General features: G+C 54.9%; 16 protein-coding genes. 13 read left to right on the forward strand and 3 right to left on the reverse strand.

The features are described 5' to 3' along the window. The first annotated feature begins 44 nt into the window (after positions 1-44). From mfd to G512_RS0106180, 10 genes are all read left to right on the forward strand, one after another. Positions 45-3,533, forward strand: coding sequence for a transcription-repair coupling factor (gene mfd / locus G512_RS0106135; RefSeq protein WP_028480950.1), 3,489 nt, complete (start codon positions 45-47; stop codon positions 3,531-3,533). Between the two features lie 148 nt (positions 3,534-3,681). Continuing rightward, complete coding sequence (locus G512_RS0106140; RefSeq protein WP_028480951.1) at positions 3,682-3,999, forward strand: FtsB family cell division protein; 318 nt, start codon at positions 3,682-3,684, stop codon at positions 3,997-3,999. Between the two features lie 191 nt (positions 4,000-4,190). Next, positions 4,191-5,240: a pyruvate dehydrogenase (acetyl-transferring) E1 component subunit alpha gene (gene pdhA, locus G512_RS0106145; protein WP_028480952.1), complete on the forward strand. Its 1,050-nt coding sequence runs from the start codon at positions 4,191-4,193 to the stop codon at positions 5,238-5,240. A 17-nt stretch (positions 5,241-5,257) separates the two neighbouring features. Beyond that, positions 5,258-6,688 carry a pyruvate dehydrogenase complex E1 component subunit beta gene (locus G512_RS0106150; RefSeq protein WP_028480953.1) on the forward strand — a complete coding sequence of 477 codons (1,431 nt, stop codon included), beginning with the start codon at positions 5,258-5,260 and terminating at the stop codon, positions 6,686-6,688. A gap of 16 nt (positions 6,689-6,704) precedes the next feature. Further along, positions 6,705-8,069, forward strand: coding sequence for a pyruvate dehydrogenase complex dihydrolipoamide acetyltransferase (locus G512_RS0106155; RefSeq protein ID WP_028480954.1), 1,365 nt, complete (start codon positions 6,705-6,707; stop codon positions 8,067-8,069). Between the two features lie 113 nt (positions 8,070-8,182). After that, positions 8,183-9,070, forward strand: a complete 888-nt coding sequence (locus tag G512_RS0106160; RefSeq protein WP_028480955.1) for a glycosyltransferase family 17 protein — start codon at positions 8,183-8,185, stop codon at positions 9,068-9,070. Further along, complete coding sequence (gene lpdA / locus G512_RS0106165; RefSeq protein WP_028480956.1) at positions 9,070-10,512, forward strand: dihydrolipoyl dehydrogenase; 1,443 nt, start codon at positions 9,070-9,072, stop codon at positions 10,510-10,512. Before G512_RS0106160 ends, lpdA begins: the two co-directional genes overlap by 1 nt. A gap of 301 nt (positions 10,513-10,813) precedes the next feature. Continuing rightward, entirely contained in the window at positions 10,814-11,050 is a 237-nt protein-coding gene (locus G512_RS0106170) for a GlsB/YeaQ/YmgE family stress response membrane protein (RefSeq protein WP_028480957.1), read from the forward strand. Positions 11,051-11,139: 89 nt separating this feature from the next. After that, positions 11,140-12,159 (forward strand): lipoyl synthase, encoded by a 1,020-nt coding sequence (gene lipA / locus G512_RS0106175; protein ID WP_028480958.1) that lies wholly within the window; start codon positions 11,140-11,142, stop codon positions 12,157-12,159. 189 nt (positions 12,160-12,348) lie between these two features. Then, on the forward strand, positions 12,349-12,804 hold the full coding sequence (locus G512_RS0106180) for a type II toxin-antitoxin system RatA family toxin (RefSeq protein ID WP_028480959.1): 456 nt from the start codon (positions 12,349-12,351) through the stop codon (positions 12,802-12,804). A 21-nt stretch (positions 12,805-12,825) separates the two neighbouring features. On the opposite strand, the gene G512_RS20195 is transcribed toward G512_RS0106180, so the two are convergent. The 3 genes from G512_RS20195 to G512_RS0106195 form a co-directional block, all read right to left on the reverse strand. Continuing rightward, complete coding sequence (locus G512_RS20195; protein WP_036488700.1) at positions 12,826-13,308, reverse strand: hypothetical protein; 483 nt, start codon at positions 13,306-13,308, stop codon at positions 12,826-12,828. Between the two features lie 68 nt (positions 13,309-13,376). Further along, entirely contained in the window at positions 13,377-13,877 is a 501-nt protein-coding gene (locus tag G512_RS0106190; RefSeq protein WP_028480960.1) for a CinA family protein, read from the reverse strand. Continuing rightward, positions 13,870-15,105, reverse strand: a complete 1,236-nt coding sequence (locus tag G512_RS0106195; RefSeq protein ID WP_143181407.1) for a bifunctional 2-C-methyl-D-erythritol 4-phosphate cytidylyltransferase/2-C-methyl-D-erythritol 2,4-cyclodiphosphate synthase — start codon at positions 15,103-15,105, stop codon at positions 13,870-13,872. The genes G512_RS0106190 and G512_RS0106195 overlap by 8 nt, the downstream gene beginning before the upstream one ends. A 227-nt stretch (positions 15,106-15,332) precedes the next feature. On the opposite strand from G512_RS0106195, the gene dusB reads away from it, so the two are divergent. The 3 genes from dusB to ntrC are packed head-to-tail and all read left to right on the forward strand — an operon-like array spanning position 15,333 to position 18,908. Further along, a complete protein-coding gene (gene dusB / locus G512_RS0106200) occupies positions 15,333-16,331 on the forward strand; it encodes a tRNA dihydrouridine synthase DusB (protein ID WP_051269008.1) in 999 nt (332 codons plus the stop codon). A gap of 40 nt (positions 16,332-16,371) precedes the next feature. Next, on the forward strand, positions 16,372-17,463 hold the full coding sequence (locus tag G512_RS20200) for a two-component system sensor histidine kinase NtrB (RefSeq protein ID WP_051269040.1): 1,092 nt from the start codon (positions 16,372-16,374) through the stop codon (positions 17,461-17,463). A 5-nt stretch (positions 17,464-17,468) separates the two neighbouring features. Next, positions 17,469-18,908 carry a nitrogen regulation protein NR(I) gene (gene ntrC, locus G512_RS0106210; protein ID WP_028480963.1) on the forward strand — a complete coding sequence of 480 codons (1,440 nt, stop codon included), beginning with the start codon at positions 17,469-17,471 and terminating at the stop codon, positions 18,906-18,908. The last annotated feature ends 130 nt before the right edge of the window (positions 18,909-19,038 follow it).

The following is a 19,038-nucleotide window of genomic DNA, read 5'->3' on the forward strand; positions in this document are numbered from 1 at the left end:
GCTCCAGAACCGGCGGACAAGTTCGCAGCAAAGGAAGATCCAAGGTGTTTGAGAGCCTGCTATCAGATCGCGCAAACGTGCTTTTGTCTTCGGTACCGGATGGTGCGGAGGCATATGTTCTCTCGCAGATCCTTGAGGAGATTCCCGAACGGGATGGCCTTGTGCTCACTTATGTGGCGCGTGATGCAACGCGAATGGCACAAGTTGCCGAAGCCTTGGCTTTCTTTGCGCCTCATTTGCAAGTCCTTGAACTGCCGGCTTGGGATTGTCTGCCCTATGATCGTGTGTCGCCGAACAGTGCCATTGTTGCCCGGCGGTTGACGACGCTCGGTCGATTGGCCCGTGGTGTTAAGGGAGAGGGAGCGACGATCCTCCTCACCACCGTGAATTCTGCGTTGCAACGTGTTCCGGCGCGGGATTGGGCCGCCGAACAAGCGTTGGCGCTATCTCCGGGTAATCGCATTCCGCTGGACACGATCATCCAATGGCTGGAGATGAACGGTTTTTCTCGCACACCAACTGTGCGTGAAACAGGGGAATACGCGGTTCGCGGTGGGATTATTGACTTGTTTTCACCTGGAACCGAGGAACCGGTCCGTCTGGACTTCTTTGGCGATACACTGGAATCGATCCGGTCTTTTGACCCGGAAACACAGCGCACTCTGGCTCAGAAAAAAAGCCTCGGCCTCGTGCCCATGAGTGAGGTTGTACTGGAGCCTGAGACTATTTCGCGGTTCCGGCGCAACTATGTCTCCATGTTTGGAGCCGCAGACAGGGATGACGTTCTGTATCACACAATAAGTGAGGGACGTCGATATCCTGGAATGGAGCACTGGCTCCCGCTGTTCCACGAGCGATTGGAAACCTTGTTCGACTATATAGCAGACTGTCCGATTGTACTTGATACAGCCGATCAGGATGCGGTGAAAGAGCGGCTTGAACAAATTCAGGAGCACTACGCGGCGCGTATTGAGGCGCTTGACGGCTCTGCCATTTCCAGCGGGGTTCCCTATAAACCCGCGGAGCCGAACAACCTGTATTTTGGTGCAGATGAATGGACAACAACGCTCAGTGACCGGGCTGTCGGGCGTTTTTCTCCATTCGCTGCACCGCCTGGTAGCGCACTGTCCATTGATCTTGCCGGGCGGCAAGGACGCAATTTTGCGGCCGAACGTGCTGCTGGTGATGTCAATATCTTCGAAGCGCTGGCAACCCATGCCGCAAATGTGCGCGAGCAGGGTAAGACCGTCGTGATCTGTTGCTGGAGTGACGGGTCTCGAGAACGACTGGTTCAGGTGTTGGCGGATCATGGTCTGGATCGAACGGGCTACGCAGGCTCGATCGACGAGCTGCAGCAGTTGCCCAAGGGCATGAGCGGCTTGATCACGCTGGGCATTGAACAAGGGTTCGAGATAGGGTCCTACGCTTTCATTGGTGAACAGGACATTCTTGGCGATCGGCTCGTTCGGCAGGGGCGCAAGCGGAAGAAGTCTTCGAATGCGCTTACTGAAGCTTCCAGCCTACATGAAGGCGATCTTGTAGTGCATGTCGAACATGGCATTGGTCGTTTTGTTGGCCTTCGCACGATCGAAGCGGTCGGCGCGCCCCATGATTGTCTTGAGCTGCAATATGCTGGCAGTGATAAGCTTTATCTGCCAGTTGAAAATATTGAGCTTCTGACCCGTTACGGATCGGAGGACCAGGAGGCTCAGCTCGACAAGTTGGGCGGCGGCGCATGGCAGGCGCGCAAGGCGCGCATGAAAAAGCGCATTCTCGAAATTGCTGATGGCTTGATCAAAACCGCAGCCGAACGGGCCATGCGCAGCGCTCCTTCGCTGAGCGCGCCGGACGGGGCCTATGATGAGTTTGTGGCGCGGTTTGCCTACAACGAAACTGACGATCAGTTGAATGCGATTGACGCCGTGTTCGAGGATCTGGCTTCCGGTAAGCCGATGGATCGATTGATCTGCGGGGACGTGGGTTTTGGCAAAACGGAGGTTGCGCTACGTGCTGCATTTCTGACAGCCATGTCAGGCCGACAAGTGGCCGTTGTGGTGCCGACAACCTTGTTGGCGCGCCAGCATTACAAGACATTTGCCGAGCGTTTTCAGGGACTGCCTCTCAACGTGCGTCAAGCTTCTCGTCTGGTTTCTTCCAAGGAGCTCAGCGAAACCAAAAAAGGGCTGAAAGACGGATCGGTTGATATTGTGATTGGCACGCATGCGCTGCTGGGGAACTCGATTGGGTTTCGAGATCTCGGATTGTTGATTATCGATGAAGAGCAGCATTTCGGTGTCAAACACAAGGAACGTCTGAAGGAAATCAAATCCGGCGTTCACGTTCTCACGCTATCGGCAACACCGATTCCGCGTACTTTGCAATTGGCGCTTACAGGTGTGCGCGAGCTGTCTTTGATTGCCACGCCGCCGGTTGATCGTCTGGCCGTCCGTACGTTCGTTTCGCCGTTTGATCCCATGGTTATCCGTGAGTCTTTGCTGCGCGAGCATTATCGCGGCGGGCAGAGCTTTTATGTGTGCCCTCGTTTGGCGGACCTGGCCGAAATCCAGCAATTTCTTGAGCAGAATGTCCCTGAAGTCAAAGTGGCTGTTGCTCACGGGCAAATGGGGGCAGGTCAGCTTGAGGACATCATGAATGCCTTTTATGAGGGTAAGTATGATGTGTTGCTGTCAACGACGATTGTTGAGTCTGGTCTGGATATTCCAAATGCCAACACACTGATTGTCCACCGAGCCGATATGTTTGGTCTGGGGCAGCTTTATCAGATCCGGGGGCGTGTAGGGCGGTCAAAGACGCGAGCCTATGCTTTGTTTACCGTTCCTGCCAACAAGACGTTGACTGCCACGGCTGAGAGGCGACTACGGGTACTTCAATCTCTTGAGAACCTTGGAGCGGGATTCCAGCTTGCAAGTCACGATCTTGATATTCGCGGCGCAGGTAACTTGTTGGGTGAGGAGCAATCGGGGCATATCAAGGAGGTTGGTTTCGAGCTGTACCAACAAATGCTCGAGGAAGCCGTTGCACAGCTCAAGTCTGGTGATGATGATCATGAAGACGAAAAGTGGTCTCCGCAGATCACCGTTGGGACGCCGGTTTTGATTCCGGAGGCCTATGTTCCCGATCTTCAAGTGCGGCTTGATTTGTATCGTCGCTTGGCCGATGTCACCGAGGCGGAAGAGATTGATGGGTTTGCAGCTGAAATGATTGACCGTTTTGGTTCCATGCCCGAGGAGGTCAATCAACTGTTGAAGATCGTGTACATCAAGGGGCTATGCCGCAAGGCCAATGTCGAAAAAATCGACGCTGGACCGAAGGGCATTGTCATTTCATTCCGAAACTCCGAATTTCCAAATCCCGCGGGTCTTGTCTCCTACATCGCCGAGCAGGGGTTCCTGGCCAAGATCAAGCCGGACCAGAAGATTGTACTGACCCGTGACTGGCCGAACGCGGAAGACAGATTGAAGGGCTCGGCTACCATCTTGAACAAGCTTGTGAAATTGGCACAGGCTGCCTAGATCTACACAGGTTGTCCGCAAAAAGTCCGGTGTGACCGGGCTTTTTGCGGGATGCAATGAATTGATATCGCGCTAGAAACCCTTGGTTAACGTGCATTAGGCATAGTATCGGGCGTAGTGACCATTTTGTATTTTGTAGGTCGTTCCCTTGCTAGCAACTACACGTCAACGTAAAGAATCCTCCCTTAAAAAGATGCTGGGCCCAGCTGTCGCTGTGGCGATGCTGAGCTATTTCGGTTATCATGCCTTCAATGGTGAACTGGGCTTGGTTGGAAAAGCGGCCATCGAGAATCAGGTGGCCGAGCTTGAATCCGAACTGGCGCAACTCAAAGAACAGCGTCTCATCATGCAACGTAGGGTCTTCCTGCTGATGCCGGACAGTCTCGATCCGGATATGGTTGATGAGAGAGCGCGCGCCAGCTTGAATCTCGTGCATCCCAATGAGGTTGCAATTCTGCGTAATTAGGCCATTTAGAGGTATATTAACTGAAATCAAGTTAATTATAAGTAGATAACCGGATTTCAGTTAATTAGAATTTCTCCATATAAGTCAATGCAGTAACCGGTGAATACTCTGCGTAGATGGGTCTTGGCCTGCGGGGTTTGCCGGAGTACTGTCCTTCGCATAATTAGCACACGTCACGAAAGACGAGGGTCATGGCTGGAACAGAAACCAAGTCTACCGGGGGGCGCTCCAAAGCTGCCTCTAAAGCCCGCGGGGCGATGAAAAATACGCCCGCTATCGCCGATTTCACCAAGGAAGAAGAGCTCAAGGCCTACCGCGAGATGCTGCTTATCCGTCGCTTCGAAGAGAAGGCGGGTCAGCTCTACGGCATGGGTGTGATTGGCGGCTTCTGTCACTTGTACATCGGTCAGGAAGCTGTCGTTGTCGGCATGGAAATGGCCAAGCAGGACGGCGATCAGATGATCACGAGTTACCGTGATCACGGCCACATGATTGCGTGTGGTATGGATCCCAATGGCGTCATGGCCGAGTTGGCTGGTCGTCAGGGCGGCCTGTCCAAGGGCAAGGGCGGCTCCATGCACATGTTCTCCAAGGAAAAGCAGTTCTATGGCGGACACGGCATTGTTGGTGCACAGGTGCCACTGGGTACCGGACTGGCGTTTACCAACAAGTACAAGGAGAACGGCAAGGTTTCCATGACCTTCTTTGGTGATGGTGCTGTGAACCAGGGTCAGGTCTACGAATCCTTCAATATGGCCAAGCTCTGGAATCTGCCGGTCATCTACGTGATCGAGAACAACAAGTACGGCATGGGGACCAGCGTAGAGCGTGCTTCCTCTACCACGGATCTGTCCCAGCGCGGTCAGTCCTTCGGTATTCCGGGCGTGCAGGTTGACGGTATGGACGTGCGTGCAGTCAAGGCTGCGACCGACTACGCCATGGAATGGTGCCGTGAAGGCAACGGTCCGTACATTCTCGAAATGATTACCTACCGCTACCGCGGTCACTCAATGTCCGACCCGGCCAAGTACCGGTCCAAGGATGAAGTGCAGAAGATGAAGTCCGAGCACGATCCGATCGAGCAAGTCCGTGCGCGCCTCCTGGAAAAGGAATGGGCAACCGAGGACGAACTCAAGGCGATCGACAAGGAAGTTCGCGGTGTTGCTGCGGGCGCGGCTGACTTTGCTCAAAGCGATGCCGAGCCTGATCCGTCTGAACTGTACACGGACATTATCCTCTAAGGTGGGAACGAGAAATTATGCCGATTGAAATTTTGATGCCGGCTCTTTCACCGACAATGGAGGAGGGCAACCTCTCCAAGTGGGTCAAGAAAGAAGGTGACACGGTCGAGGCTGGTGACGTTATTGCCGAGATCGAGACCGATAAGGCCACAATGGAAGTGGAAGCGGTTGATGAGGGTGTTCTGGGCAAGATCCTTGTTCAGGAAGGCGCTGAAGGCGTAAAGGTCAATACGCCAATTGCAATGCTGCTTGAAGAAGGTGAAGACGCTTCTGCATTGGAAAACGCCTCAGCATCGTCCGCACCAAAGGCTGAAGAATCCGCTGCACCGGAAGCTGCGGCAGAAGCACCAGCCGCCGCACCTGCTGCTGCGCCGCAACCTGTCTCCGAAAACGAATATGTCAGCCCATGTGCGCCTGTGAAGATCGATGTCGGTCAGGATCCTGAAATTCCGGCCGGCACCGAAATGCGCAACATGACACTTCGTGAAGCGCTGCGCGACGCAATGGCAGAAGAAATGCGTCGTAGCGAAAATGTTTTCCTGATGGGCGAAGAGGTTGCCGAATACGAGGGCGCCTACAAGATCTCGCAGGGACTGCTGGCCGAATTTGGTGAAAAGCGCGTCATCGATACGCCGATCACGGAACATGGATTTACCGGCCTTGCGGTTGGTGCGGCAATGTCCGGCCTTAACCCGATCGTCGAGTTCATGACGTTCAACTTTGCGATGCAGGCGATTGACCAGATCATCAACTCTGCAGCAAAGACGCTTTACATGTCCGGTGGTCAGATGGGCGCACCGATCGTGTTCCGCGGCCCGAACGGTGCAGCATCGCGCGTGGGTGCGCAGCACTCTCAAGACTTCGCTGCATGGTACGCAAGTGTACCGGGCATGAAGGTTGTTCAGCCGTATTCAGCTGCGGACGCCAAGGGCTTGCTCAAGGCGGCCATTCGGGATCCGAACCCGGTTGTGTTCCTTGAAAACGAAATGCTTTACGGCAATCACTTCGATGTACCGGTTCTGGATGACTACGTGCTGCCGATCGGCCGTGCAAAGGTTGTTCAGGAAGGCACGGATGTGACGCTTGTTTCCTGGGGCATTGGCATGACTTATGCGCTGCCGGCTGCAGAAGAACTTGCCAAGCAGGGTATCTCCGCTGAAGTCATCGACCTGCGGACAATCCGTCCGTTGGACATCGATACTATTCTGGCGTCTGTTCGTAAGACCGGTCGTCTGGTGACGGTTGAAGAAGCGTTCCCGATCTGCTCGGTTTCCTCTGAAATTGCATATCAGACTCAGGAACTGGCTTTCGATTATCTGGATGCGCCCATTCTGCGCGTAACCGGTAAAGATGTGCCGATGCCATATGCTGCAAACCTTGAGAAACTGGCTCTGCCGAACACCAAGGAAGTCATCGACGCGGTGAAAGCCGTTACCTACACCGCGTAAGGCGAGGGGCAACAGGATGTCTATCAAAATATTGATGCCAGCGCTCTCCCCCACAATGGAGGAGGGCAACCTTGCCAAGTGGTTGGTCAAGGAAGGCGATAACGTATCCGCTGGCGATGTGATTGCGGAAATTGAAACCGACAAAGCCACAATGGAAGTTGAATCCATTGACGAGGGTGTTGTTGGCAAGATTGTTGTTCCGGAAGGCTCTGAAGGCGTTAAGGTGAATGAACTTATCGCTGTCCTTCTGGAAGAAGGCGAAGACGAGTCGGCTCTGGACGAAGCGACCAGCGCACCGACTGCTGACGCGCCAAAGGCCGAAGAAGCTCCGAAGCAAGAGGCGCCAGCTGACTCTCCGGCTCCAGCCGCTGCACCGGATACGGCAACTCCAGCACCAAAGACCGAGAGTGGTCGCGTCTTCTCCTCGCCGCTGGCTCGTCGCCTGGCGAAGCAGAATGGCCTTGATATTTCCCTGGTCAATGGCACCGGTCCACGTGGCCGTGTTGTCAAGCGCGATATCGAAGCAGCTCTGGCAGCTGGTACCGGTAAAGCCGACACCGCAAAAACAGCTGATGCCGCTCAGCCGGCAGCAGACGCGCCCAAGGCCGCAGAAGCTCCGAAGCCGACAGCACCTGCTGGTCAGTCTGATGAGCAGATCCTCAAGCTGTTCGACAAGGATTCTTACGAATTGGTGCCACACGACACCATGCGTAAGGTCATTGCGAAGCGCTTGACCGAGTCCAAGCAAACCGTCCCTCACTTCTACCTGACGGTTGATTGTGAACTTGATGAGCTTCTGGCTCTGCGTTCGCAGCTCAATGGTTCTGCGCCGAAGGACAAGGATGGAAACCCTGCCTACAAGATCTCCGTGAATGATATGGTGATCAAGGCGCATGCCATGGCTCTGAAGGCCGTGCCGGGTGCCAACGCCTCTTGGACAGAGGGCGGCATGCTGGTTCACAAGCATGCAGATGTGGGTGTTGCGGTATCCATTGATGGTGGTTTGATAACGCCAATTATCCGCCGTGCTGAAGAGAAAACCTTGTCTACAATTTCTGTAGAGATGAAGGATCTTGCGAAGCGCGCACGAGACCGCAAGCTGCAGCCTGACGAATTCCAGGGCGGAACAACTTCCGTTTCCAATCTGGGCATGTTCGGCGTGAACGACTTCAGCGCAGTCATCAACCCACCCCATGCGACAATTCTTGCCGTCGGCGCTGGTATCAAGAAGCCAGTCGTCAAGGGTGATGAGATCGTACCGGCGACCGTGATGTCTGTAACGTTGTCGACGGACCACCGTGCTGTTGACGGTGCATTGGGTGCCGAGCTGCTACAGGCCTTCAAGGGCTTCATCGAAAATCCGATGAGCATGTTGGTCTAAGATTACTAGGGGAGGCGATCAGGGGGACTTGATCGCCTTGCCTGTTCTGGTGCGAATTGGCAGACCGACTGCGGTCCTCAGGACTGTGGCGTGGCTGAGGGTGAGGGTGCCGAATGGGAAGAGTGATCGACGGGTTTACATTTTTCAATGAGTTTGATGTGTTGGAACTCAGGCTTGGCGAACTTTACGACGTTGTCGATCAGTTCATTCTTGTTGAAGCAACCACCACCTTTACCGGCCAGAAAAAGCCCTTGTTTTTTGCGGAAAACAAGGCGCGGTATGCGGCATTTTCAGAGAAGATCACGCATGTGATCGTTTCCGATTTGCCAGAGAATGTGCCTAGCCCCTGGACGCGTGAGTTCATGCAGCGAGACGCCATCGCTCGCGGTCTTGCGGAAGGGGATGGGGCAGACTTGATCCTTGTCTCTGATGTGGATGAGATACCGCGCCCCGAGGCGCTTGAACTGGCCAAGGCCGATCAGCGGTCCCAGTATGGCCTGACATGGTTTGGTACGGACATTTTTCGGTACCGACTGAACTATAAAGATGATGTGAATGATCTGACATCCTGCCCGCGCATGATTGCGCGCCGACACTTCAGGGGTGCTCAGAGCTTGCGCAGCGAGCGAGCGCTCAGGAGTCGGTCGGCTCCGGCTGCAGTGGAACGTCTGATGTGGCACGCGGCAACAGCCCGCCGTTATGGTCGCTGGATGAACCGCATCATCCGTCCATCAACCAGTTGGCATTTCAGCTATCTGGGTGACATGGACAAGGTTTTGACCAAGGTCGCGGCTTACTCGCACACGGAACACCAGAATGAGACGTATCTTGGACGGGCGGAGCGAACTTTGCAGCGTCTGGATGCGGGAGACGGGGGCTCAAAGCTGGTCGAACGGCACAGCAAGGAGCTACCCAGGTATTTCAGAGAGAATTTCGACAAGTTCTCTGACCTTTATGTCGAGCCCCACAGCGAAGGGGCGGCAAAAACGAGGATTGACTGATGAGTGGCACTGCCTACGACGTCATCATTATCGGCTCTGGCCCTGGTGGCTATACCACGGCTATTCGCTCTGCCCAGCTCGGGTTGAAGACTGCGATTGTTGAGCGCGAACACATGGGCGGGATCTGCCTCAATTGGGGTTGCATTCCTACGAAAGCACTTCTGCGTTCGGCTGAAATCTATCACTTCATGCAGCATGCCAAGGACTATGGTCTGTCAGCTGAGAACGTTGGCTTTGATGCCAGTGCAGTAGTCAAACGCTCTCGTGGTGTTTCCGGACAGCTCAATGGCGGCATTGGTTATCTGATGAAGAAGAACAAGGTCGACATCATCTGGGGTGAAGCCAAGCTGACCAAGCCCGGCGAAATTTCCGTTGGTGCGCCAAGCCGGGAAGCTTATCAGCCGCAACATCCGGAGCCGAAAGGCGTGAAGGGGCATGGCACCTACTCGGCCAAGCACATCATTGTGGCTACAGGTGCTCGTCCGCGTGTCATTCCAGGGCTTGAGCCTGACAAGGAAAACATCTGGACCTATTTCGAGGCGATGGTTCCGCCGAAAATGCCAAAGTCCATTGTTGTAATGGGTTCTGGTGCTATCGGGATCGAATTTGCCTCATTCTATCGGACCATGGGCGTTGATGTGACGGTTGTGGAGATGATGAGCCAGATCATGCCGGTGGAAGACCCGGAAATCTCCGCCATGGCCAAGAAGTCCATGGAGAAGCAGGGCATCAAGTTCGTTCTTGAGGCCAAGGTTTCCAAGGTGGAAAAGGGTCAGGGCGAGATCACCGCGACAGTTGAAACCAAGGACGGCAAGAGCCAGAAGATCACGGCAGAGAAGCTGATTTCTGCGGTGGGTGTTGTTGGCAACATCGAAAAGCTTGGCCTTGAAGAACTTGGGGTCAAGACAGATCGTGGCTGCATCGTTATCGATGGCTATGGCCGGACGAACGTTCCGGGCCTTTATGCAATCGGTGATGTCGCTGGTCCTCCGATGCTGGCCCACAAGGCAGAGCATGAGGGTGTGATCTGCATTGAAAACATCGCAGGTCTGGACGTTCACCCGATGGACAAGGACCAGATTCCGGGCTGCACCTACTGTAATCCGCAGGTTGCCTCTGTCGGGTTGACAGAGCCGCAGGCCAAGGATGCTGGCTACAAGGTGCGCGTCGGTCGCTTCCCGTTCATGGGAAATGGCAAGGCCATTGCTCTTGGTGAGCCTGAAGGGTTGATCAAGACCATCTTCGATGACAAGACAGGTCAGTTGCTGGGCGCTCATATGGTGGGTGCGGAAGTAACCGAGCTCATTCAGGGCTTTGTTGTGGCTATGGGTCTTGAGACCACTGAAGAGGATCTGATGCACACGGTTTTCCCGCATCCGACTCTTTCCGAAATGATGAAGGAAAGCGTTCTTGATGCCTATGACCGGGCAATGAACATCTGATTTCGGTTTTCGCCCGTTCTGATTGACGGGCGAATGCCATTCATGCTGGTAGGACCTGATTGGGCAGTAAGCTTTTGAAATGCCGGGCTTGTTTGTGCAAAACATGGTCTTGCCAGCACGATACTTGTTGAGGGTCACCCCACAGCGCCGAGCAATTTGGACGAGAGAAGGGGCCTATCGATGCAAGCGAATGCACCGTATAGTCTGCGGTCAGAGTCTGGCATCGGCAGGATGGTTTGGACAGACATCCGAACAGCAGTTCGAAACGGGCGTATGCGCCAGATCATAGTGGAGGGCGTCAATGGGTATCTTCTTATGGATTGTTGTCGGTTTGGTCGCCGGGTTTATTGCACACAGAGTGTTCGATAGCCGCGGAGGCATGATCGGCAGTTTGGTTTTGGGTCTTGTAGGCGCCCTGGTTGGGGGCTACTTGGCCAAGATACTGAACCTCAACGTGACCGGCGGTTTCGTTGATCAGTTGATCATCGCGACGTGTGGCTCCATTCTGCTACTGTTCTTGAAACGGAAAGTATTTTAGAGCCCGCTGACGCCGACCGGATCGAAGCTTTTCCTCTTTGCGACGGAAAAGGCCTTGACCTTTCTGTCCTGAAGAAGCATGTGAGTGCCATGGTCACCATCGTAGATACACTTAATAATCGTTCCGCCACACCTGAAAAGGATGCAGCTGCGTCTGTACAGGTTGGAGCAGCTGCCGGCGCTGAACGCCCGCGGCACCCGGAAAAGGCCCATCGCCCGGACAACCCGGTGCAGCGTAAGCCGAAATGGATCCGGGTGAAGGCGCCAACATCGCCAGTCTATCGCGAGACCCATGAGCTGGTACGTAACAAGAAGCTCGTGACGGTTTGCGAAGAAGCCGGTTGCCCCAATATTGGTGAATGCTGGTCCAAGAAGCACGCCAGCTTCATGATCTTGGGCGACACGTGCACGCGTGCCTGCGCGTTCTGTAATGTGCGCACCGGGATGCCCGGAGCAGTTGACGAGAGTGAACCGCAACACATCGCAGAAGCCGTTCAGAGCATGGGCCTTGAGCACGTGGTGATCACCTCGGTCGACCGGGACGATCTGGATGACGGCGGTGCGACCCATTTCGCAAACGTGATCAATGCGATCCGCACGGTTTCGCCAAAAACGACCGTGGAAGTGTTGACGCCGGATTTCTTGCGCAAGGATGGCGCTCTTGAAATCGTCGTTGATGCAAAACCAGACGTTTTCAACCACAATCTGGAAACAGTGCCCTCCAACTATCTCAAGGTGCGGCCAGGTGCGCGGTACTTCCATTCCATCCGCCTGTTGCAGCGCGTGAAGGAACTGGATCCGAACATGTTCACCAAATCCGGCATCATGGTGGGTCTTGGCGAAGAGCGTAACGAGGTGCTTCAGCTTATGGATGACCTGCGTTCGGCTGATGTGGATTTCCTGACAGTGGGTCAGTATCTGCAGCCGACGAAAAAGCACCATCCGGTGATGAAGTTCGTGACGCCAGAAGAGTTCAAGGCTTATGAGCGCATTGCGTATTCCAAGGGCTTCCTCAAGGTTTCTGCAAGCCCGTTGACACGGTCGTCGCACCATGCGGGTTCCGATTTTGAAGACTTGAAAAAGGCTCGGGCAGCAAAGCTGGGTCACTGATAGGTCATTGAAGTTTGAAAGGGCCGGCGGTTGCGTTCGGCCCTTTTGTGTTTAGATTCTCCTCAGGGAATTGTGACATATTTGACGTGTGGACAGTCGATGGGGTGCGGGTTGCATCCCTTGGCTTTGGTGGTTCCGTGCAGTATGTGGAGGCCAGCCTAGCCACTCAGTCCTGCGGAATAGGAAAGCATGCCGTCATTTAAAACAGTGCACCGGGTTCAGCATTCGGCTCGAGATATGTTTGATCTCGTTGCGGATGTGGAGCAGTATCCCCGGTTTGTGCCGCTCTGTCAGAACTTGGTTGTCCGCGGGCGCCGCGAGCTTGAGGGCGAACGCGAGATGCTTATTGCGGACATGACGGTTGCCTACAAGGTTGTCCGCGAAACCTTTACGAGCCGGGTTACGCTGGATCCGGCAGAACTGCAGATCCTCGTTGAGTATCTGGATGGCCCCTTCAAGCATCTGGAAAATCGTTGGACATTCTTGCCACGTGAGGCGGAAGGCTGCGATATCTCGTTCTACATTGATTACGAGTTCAAGAGCCGGACCCTGAGCGCTTTGATGGGTACGATGTTCGATCGTGCGTTCCGCAAATTTTCGGCGGCTTTTGAAGCACGAGCCGATGAGGTTTATGGCAGCGCCTGACAGTCCTTTAAGGGAATAGTATCACTCAGCGTCGAAGGGCATCACGCGCCGCGGGGTGTTTTTGTCGTCGTCGTTGTCGCTGCCAAAGCCGCGCTCGTTGAAAGTTTCGCGGATTGCCTTGAAGCGATTGCGCCGGTCTGTGGTGATGTTCTGCGCGTTGAGCATTGCATCCTTCAACGAGACGTAGACGCCGACCTGGCGCAGTGTGATTTGCTCGGTCGGGTTCTTGCACAGAATATCCCATCGGCCCTCGTGGTTGCCTTCAAGCGTTACTTTTCTGCCGGATTGAGCCTCCCACTTTGCCCAGACAGCGGTGTAGGGGCGGAGCCAGAAGTCTGAGCCGCAGAGCGTGACTTTCTTGTGTTCTTCCTTTTCAGAATCAAACATCTTGTGACTGCCAATGAAAGTGCCCTCGGTATCTCGGGCAATCATGTACACCTCATCTGCCACACTTGGAAGTGCGAAAAGAAGGAACAGGGGCAGGGCGACAACAAGCGGCTTCATGATAATCCAGCTAAAAAAACGACTAAAACGACAAGTCGTCATAGTCGCTGTGAGGTATGTCTAAACCGTTAAAGGCGCTCGGTCGCTTTTGTCAGAAGATCGAGTGCGGTCTCAACTGACTTGAGACGAACCTGTTCCCGTCCGATATCACCGAAGCGAACTTCGCGGTGTTCCGAGTGACCAGTCCGGGTCATCGCGGCGAAATGGACGAGGCCGACCGGTTTTTCATCCGATCCGCCGCCGGGGCCGGCAATGCCGGTGATGGAGACCGTAACGTCTGCCCGCGAGCGTGCCAATGCGCCCTCTGCCATGGCCTTTGCTACAGGCTCGCTCACCGCGCCATGGTTTTTGATCAGGTCCATTGGCACCCCGATCATCTCGTTCTTGGCTTCGTTGGAATACGTTACAAACCCACGATCCAGAACAGCAGAAGAGCCGGCAATCTCTGTGAGGATCCCTGCAACGAGGCCTCCGGTACAAGATTCAGCCGTCGCAACCATCGCTCCTTTGGCGGTGCAAACCGAAATGAGCATTTGGGCTGCTTCGCGAAGCGGCGTCAGGTCAGTCATGTGCGTCCCAATAGTCGTCGGGTAAAGGCAGGCGGATTGTTACCGTAGACAAGGCGGCGATACCTTCTTCCCGTCCTGTAAAGCCAAGTCTTTCGGAGGTTGTCGCTTTTACGGCCACCCTGTCAACTGGCAGCGAACAGATCTGGCTGATGCGTTCGCGCATGCTGTCGCGGTGCGGACCGATTTTGGGGCGCTCACAGACCACAGTTACATCCACGTGGGCCAATTTGCCTCCTCGTGCCTTGAGGCGGTCAACTGCATAAACCAGAAACTGGTCGGAAGCTGCGCCTTTCCACTTCGGGTCGGATGGCGGAAAGTGAGAGCCGATGTCACCGTCGGCCAAAGCTCCGAACAGGGCATCCGTAATCGCGTGCAGCACGACATCAGCATCAGAATGGCCCTTCAGCTTTCGGCTATGGGGGATTTCAACACCGCCAAGAAGGACAGCGTCACCTTCCTCGAATGCATGCACATCATAGCCCGTTCCAGTCCGGATATCGGAAAGCATGTGAGTGGCCTCCATTCGGAGCTGCTTGCGCCCCAGTTCCATGTCTTGAGGTGTGGTGAGTTTGATGTTCGCTCCATCGCCTTCAACAATCAGCACGGGAACGTCATTATGTTCCATGAGTGCCGTATCATCGGTGAAGTGATGTTGGTCGGTGGCGAGCGCCGTGCGATGTGCATTCAGTATGGTTTCAAACGCGAAGCCTTGCGGCGTTTGTGCCGCCCATATCTTGCTGCGGTCCACTGTGCCTTCGATGTGTCCTGTTGCACCGCGTGTCTTGAGCGTATCGCTTACCTTGACCGCCGGCAGGATCGCGGGGTGATCGCTGTCCAGATGATCCAGAACTCGCAGGATTACCTCTTGAGAGACAAATGGCCGCACACCGTCATGAATGAGTACGTAGTCCGGGTTCATGTCCGCCAAGGCTTCCAGTCCAAGGCGCACCGATTCCTGACGCTCGGCGCCGCCTGTGACCGGCGGCAGCAGTTTGGTGCTGTCCAGACGTGCGGTCGCAGTTTGGAAGAGATCGCGGTCATCTGCATGTATGACGCAAAGTACCCGGTCTATGCGCGGATTGGCGATGAACTGCTCGCAGGTCCTTTGGAGCACCGACTTACCCACCAGATCCCGATACTGCTTGGGGCTGGAATCAGTCTCCGTCATCATCCGCGAGCCGCGTCCTGCGGCCACGATCAGCGCAATGCTTTGCAAATTCTGTTTCAAGGTTTGCTTGATCCTTCCGAGCGCCACGTTTTGCGTATGGACGTCGCGTCACGCTGCAGGTGTGGTTGTTTTGCTTGTCTTATTGGCGTATTTCGGGCGCGCGCTCAATATGCGCGGATAGTATGAGGTGGAAATCACATGCTTGATTTCGATGACTGATTAGAATATAGGCATAATTGTAGATGCATACGGAATGTGCACCCCGCTCGGATGCCCCTCACGCGACCATGATCAAGATCGGCTCTGTACCTCTCAGAAACAGGAGTGTTCTGGCCCCCATGTCCGGGGTCAGCGACTTGCCGTTTCGTCGGCTGGCCTGGCGCTATGGCGCAGGTCTTGTCGTCAGTGAAATGGTGGCCAGTGAAGCGTTGGTGACTGGGCATCCTGAATCCCTCATGCGTGCGGAGGGTGAGGGGATCGCGCCTCATGTTATCCAACTGGCTGGCAGAGAACCTCACTGGATGGGGCAAGGTGCACGCCTAGCTGAGCAAGCTGGGGCGGACATCATTGATATCAACATGGGGTGTCCGGCAAAAAAAGTTACAAGTGGCTATTCCGGATCTGCCTTGATGAAAGATCTGGATCATGCGCTGACGCTTGTAGAGGCGACCGTAAAGGCGGTGAGCGTGCCTGTGACGCTGAAAATGCGTTTGGGCTGGGATGAGACCTCCATCAACGCACCTGAACTTGCGCGTCGCGCCGTAGATGCGGGTGTCCAGATGATTACCGTTCACGGAAGAACCCGCCAGCAATTCTATAAGGGGCAGGCAGACTGGGAGGCGATTGCGCAAGTTCGTGAGGTCGTCGATGTGCCGTTGGTCGCGAATGGTGACTGTTGCAGTTTCCAAGATGCGACGACCATGCTGAACAAATCCGGTGCGGACCTCGTGATGGTCGGGCGCGCTGCCTATGGCAAACCATGGCTTCCCGGCCATATCGGCCACTTTCTGGAAACTGGAGAAGAGCTGGAAGCGCCTTGTGGCGAGGCGCTCGCTGATCTCGTGAGCGAACACTATACCGCGATGCTGCAACACTACGGCGCTCATGTGGGCATGCGTGCCGCACGCAAGCATCTTGGTTGGTATATCGAGTCGAATTTGGAAAAAGGTCAGGTCGCGCCGGAGGTAATGCGCGGGCTCATGACATCGACGGAGCCGGACTGGGTTCTTGCCACATTGAAAGATGTGTTTACCCAGACTTCAGGCCGGGTGAAGAGCGCAGCCTGATGAAGACACAGCATAGGGGGCATTGAAGATAGTGCAGTCGATTACGGGACAACAGGTGCTGGATTCGCTGCCGCACCCCGTTGTTGTGGTTGGGCCGGATGGTCGTATCAGCCGAGCCAATGCAGCTGGAGAGAGTTTTTTTCAAGCCAGCTTGTCGGTGATGCAGCGTCACGATTTGTCCTACTTCGTGCCCTTTGGGAGCCCTTTGCTCAATCTCCTTCAGCAGGTGAAGGAAAGGGGGGCTCCAGTCAACGAATACAAGGTGGATATCGGATCGCCGCGTATTGGTAGCGAGAAACTGGTGGACATTCATGCCTCGCCTTTGAGCGATCAGCCTGAGTCCGTCGTCTTGTTGTTTCAAGAACGCACCATGGCGGAAAAGCTGGATAAACAGCTCACATCACGGGGTGCCGCGCGCACGGTTACTGGTCTGGCGGCCATGCTGGCGCACGAGATCAAGAACCCATTGTCAGGTATTCGGGGTGCGGCTCAACTGCTGGAAAGCTCGGCAGATGAGGGGGATCGTGCGCTTACACGGCTGATCATGGAGGAAGCTGATCGTATCGTGAAGCTGGTTGATCGGATGGAAGTGTTTTCCGATGAACGTCCGATTGATCGTGCGCCGGTTAACATTCATGTGGTGTTGGACCGGGTGAAACAGCTTGCAGAAAACGGATTTGCCAAGAACATCCGCATTGTTGAGGAATATGATCCCTCATTGCCGCCTGTTTTCGCCAACAAGGACCAGCTTGTTCAGATCTTTTTGAATCTGATGAAAAATGCGAGCGAAGCCTTGGCAACCACCCATGATGCGGAGATCACAATCACGACTGCGTTCCGTCCGGGCGTACGGCTATCCGTCCCCGGAGTGCGTGAACGTGTCAGTCTGCCCCTTGAATTTTGCGTCAAGGACAATGGTCCGGGCGTACCTCAAGATCTATTGCCCCACCTTTTTGAGCCGTTCATCACCACCAAGACAAACGGTTCGGGTCTCGGCTTGGCGCTTGTTGCAAAGATCGTGGGCGACCACGGCGGTGTCATTGAATGTGACAGTACCGGGCGGGGGACGACTTTCCGCATTCTGATGCCGGCCTATTCACAGGTCGAGGATGAACCAGAGAGACAGGAATAAACGTTATGCCAAGCGGAACCATTCTGGTAGCTGACGACGATGCTGCCATTCGCACCGTGCTCAATCAGGCTTTGTCACGCGCAGGGTACACGGTCAGGCTGACGTCGAATGCAACCACGTTATGGCGTTGGGTCAGTTCAGGTGAAGGAGATCTGGTGATTTCGGATGTTGTCATGCCGGACGAAAATGCGTTCGACGTGCTACCGCGTATTCGAAAGCTACGTCCAGACCTGCCGGTGGTCGTCATGAGTGCGCAAAACACCTTCATGACGGCAATCAAGGCCTCCGAGCAGGGGGCGTACGAATACCTTCCCAAGCCGTTTGACCTCAAGGAGTTGACCGGTATCGTCGGTAGAGCTCTGGCTGAACCGAAGTCGCGTCGTGTACCTGCAAGTGAAGAGGGGCAGGACAACATTCCGCTTGTTGGCCGTTCGCCTGCCATGCAGGAGATTTATCGGGTTCTTGCGAGGCTGATGCAGACTGATCTTACCGTGATGATCAACGGAGAAAGCGGTACAGGGAAAGAGCTTGTCGCTCGGGCGCTGCATGACTACGGCAAACGGCGCAATGGGCCCTTCGTGGCGGTCAATATGGCAGCTATTCCCAAGGACTTGATCGAATCTGAGTTGTTTGGTCACGAAAAGGGAGCTTTCACTGGGGCTCAGGCGCGTTCCTCTGGTCGCTTTGAGCAAGCAGATGGAGGTACGCTGTTTCTCGATGAAATCGGCGACATGCCAATGGAGGCTCAAACTCGGCTTCTACGTGTCCTTCAGCAGGGTGAGTACACCACAGTAGGTGGGCGCACGCCCATACAGACTGACGTTCGCATCATTGCTGCCACCAACAAGGATCTTCAGCACCTGATTGGGCAAGGCCTGTTTCGTGAAGACCTGTTCTTCCGCTTGAATGTTGTTCCCATTCGGTTGCCGCCGTTGCGGGAGCGTACGGAAGATATTCCTGACCTGGTCCGACATTTCTTTGCCATGGCTGAAAAGGAAGGGCTGCCAGCCAAGCAGATCGAGTTGAACGCGCTTGAGAAGTTGCGACGTTATCGCTGGCCCGGCAATGTCCGTGAACTGGAGAATCTGGTACGGCGGCTGGCCGCGCTTTATCCGCAGGACGTCATCACCTCAAGCTTGATTGATCTGGAACTGAGCCAACCATCCATGACCACAGTCAGCGACGAACCTGCGGCGGACAAGGACTTGAGCAGTGCCGTGGAGCGTTTCATGGGCGAGTACTTTGGCAGCTTTGGGGAGGATTTGCCGCCTCCGGGGCTCTATCACCGAATCCTGCGTGAAGTGGAATACCCTCTGATAAGTGCCACGTTGGCAGCCACGCGCGGCAATCAGATCAAGGCAGCGGAATTGCTTGGCGTAAACCGCAATACGTTGCGCAAGAAGATCCGGGATCTTGATGTTCAGGTGATCCGGACTTCGCGTTGACCCGCAACCACTTGAATGTGAGCAATAGTGTTTGCATGAGCCGTGCCTTTCTTCCAAGGTGCGGCTTTCTTTTCCCCAAACCACGGCTTCCCCAATGAAGTCAGTGTCGCCTATGCGCAACATGTGTGCT

This window comes from Pseudovibrio exalbescens DSM 16456, from assembly GCF_000422785.1.
GTDB lineage: Bacteria > Pseudomonadota > Alphaproteobacteria > Rhizobiales > Stappiaceae > Pseudovibrio > Pseudovibrio exalbescens.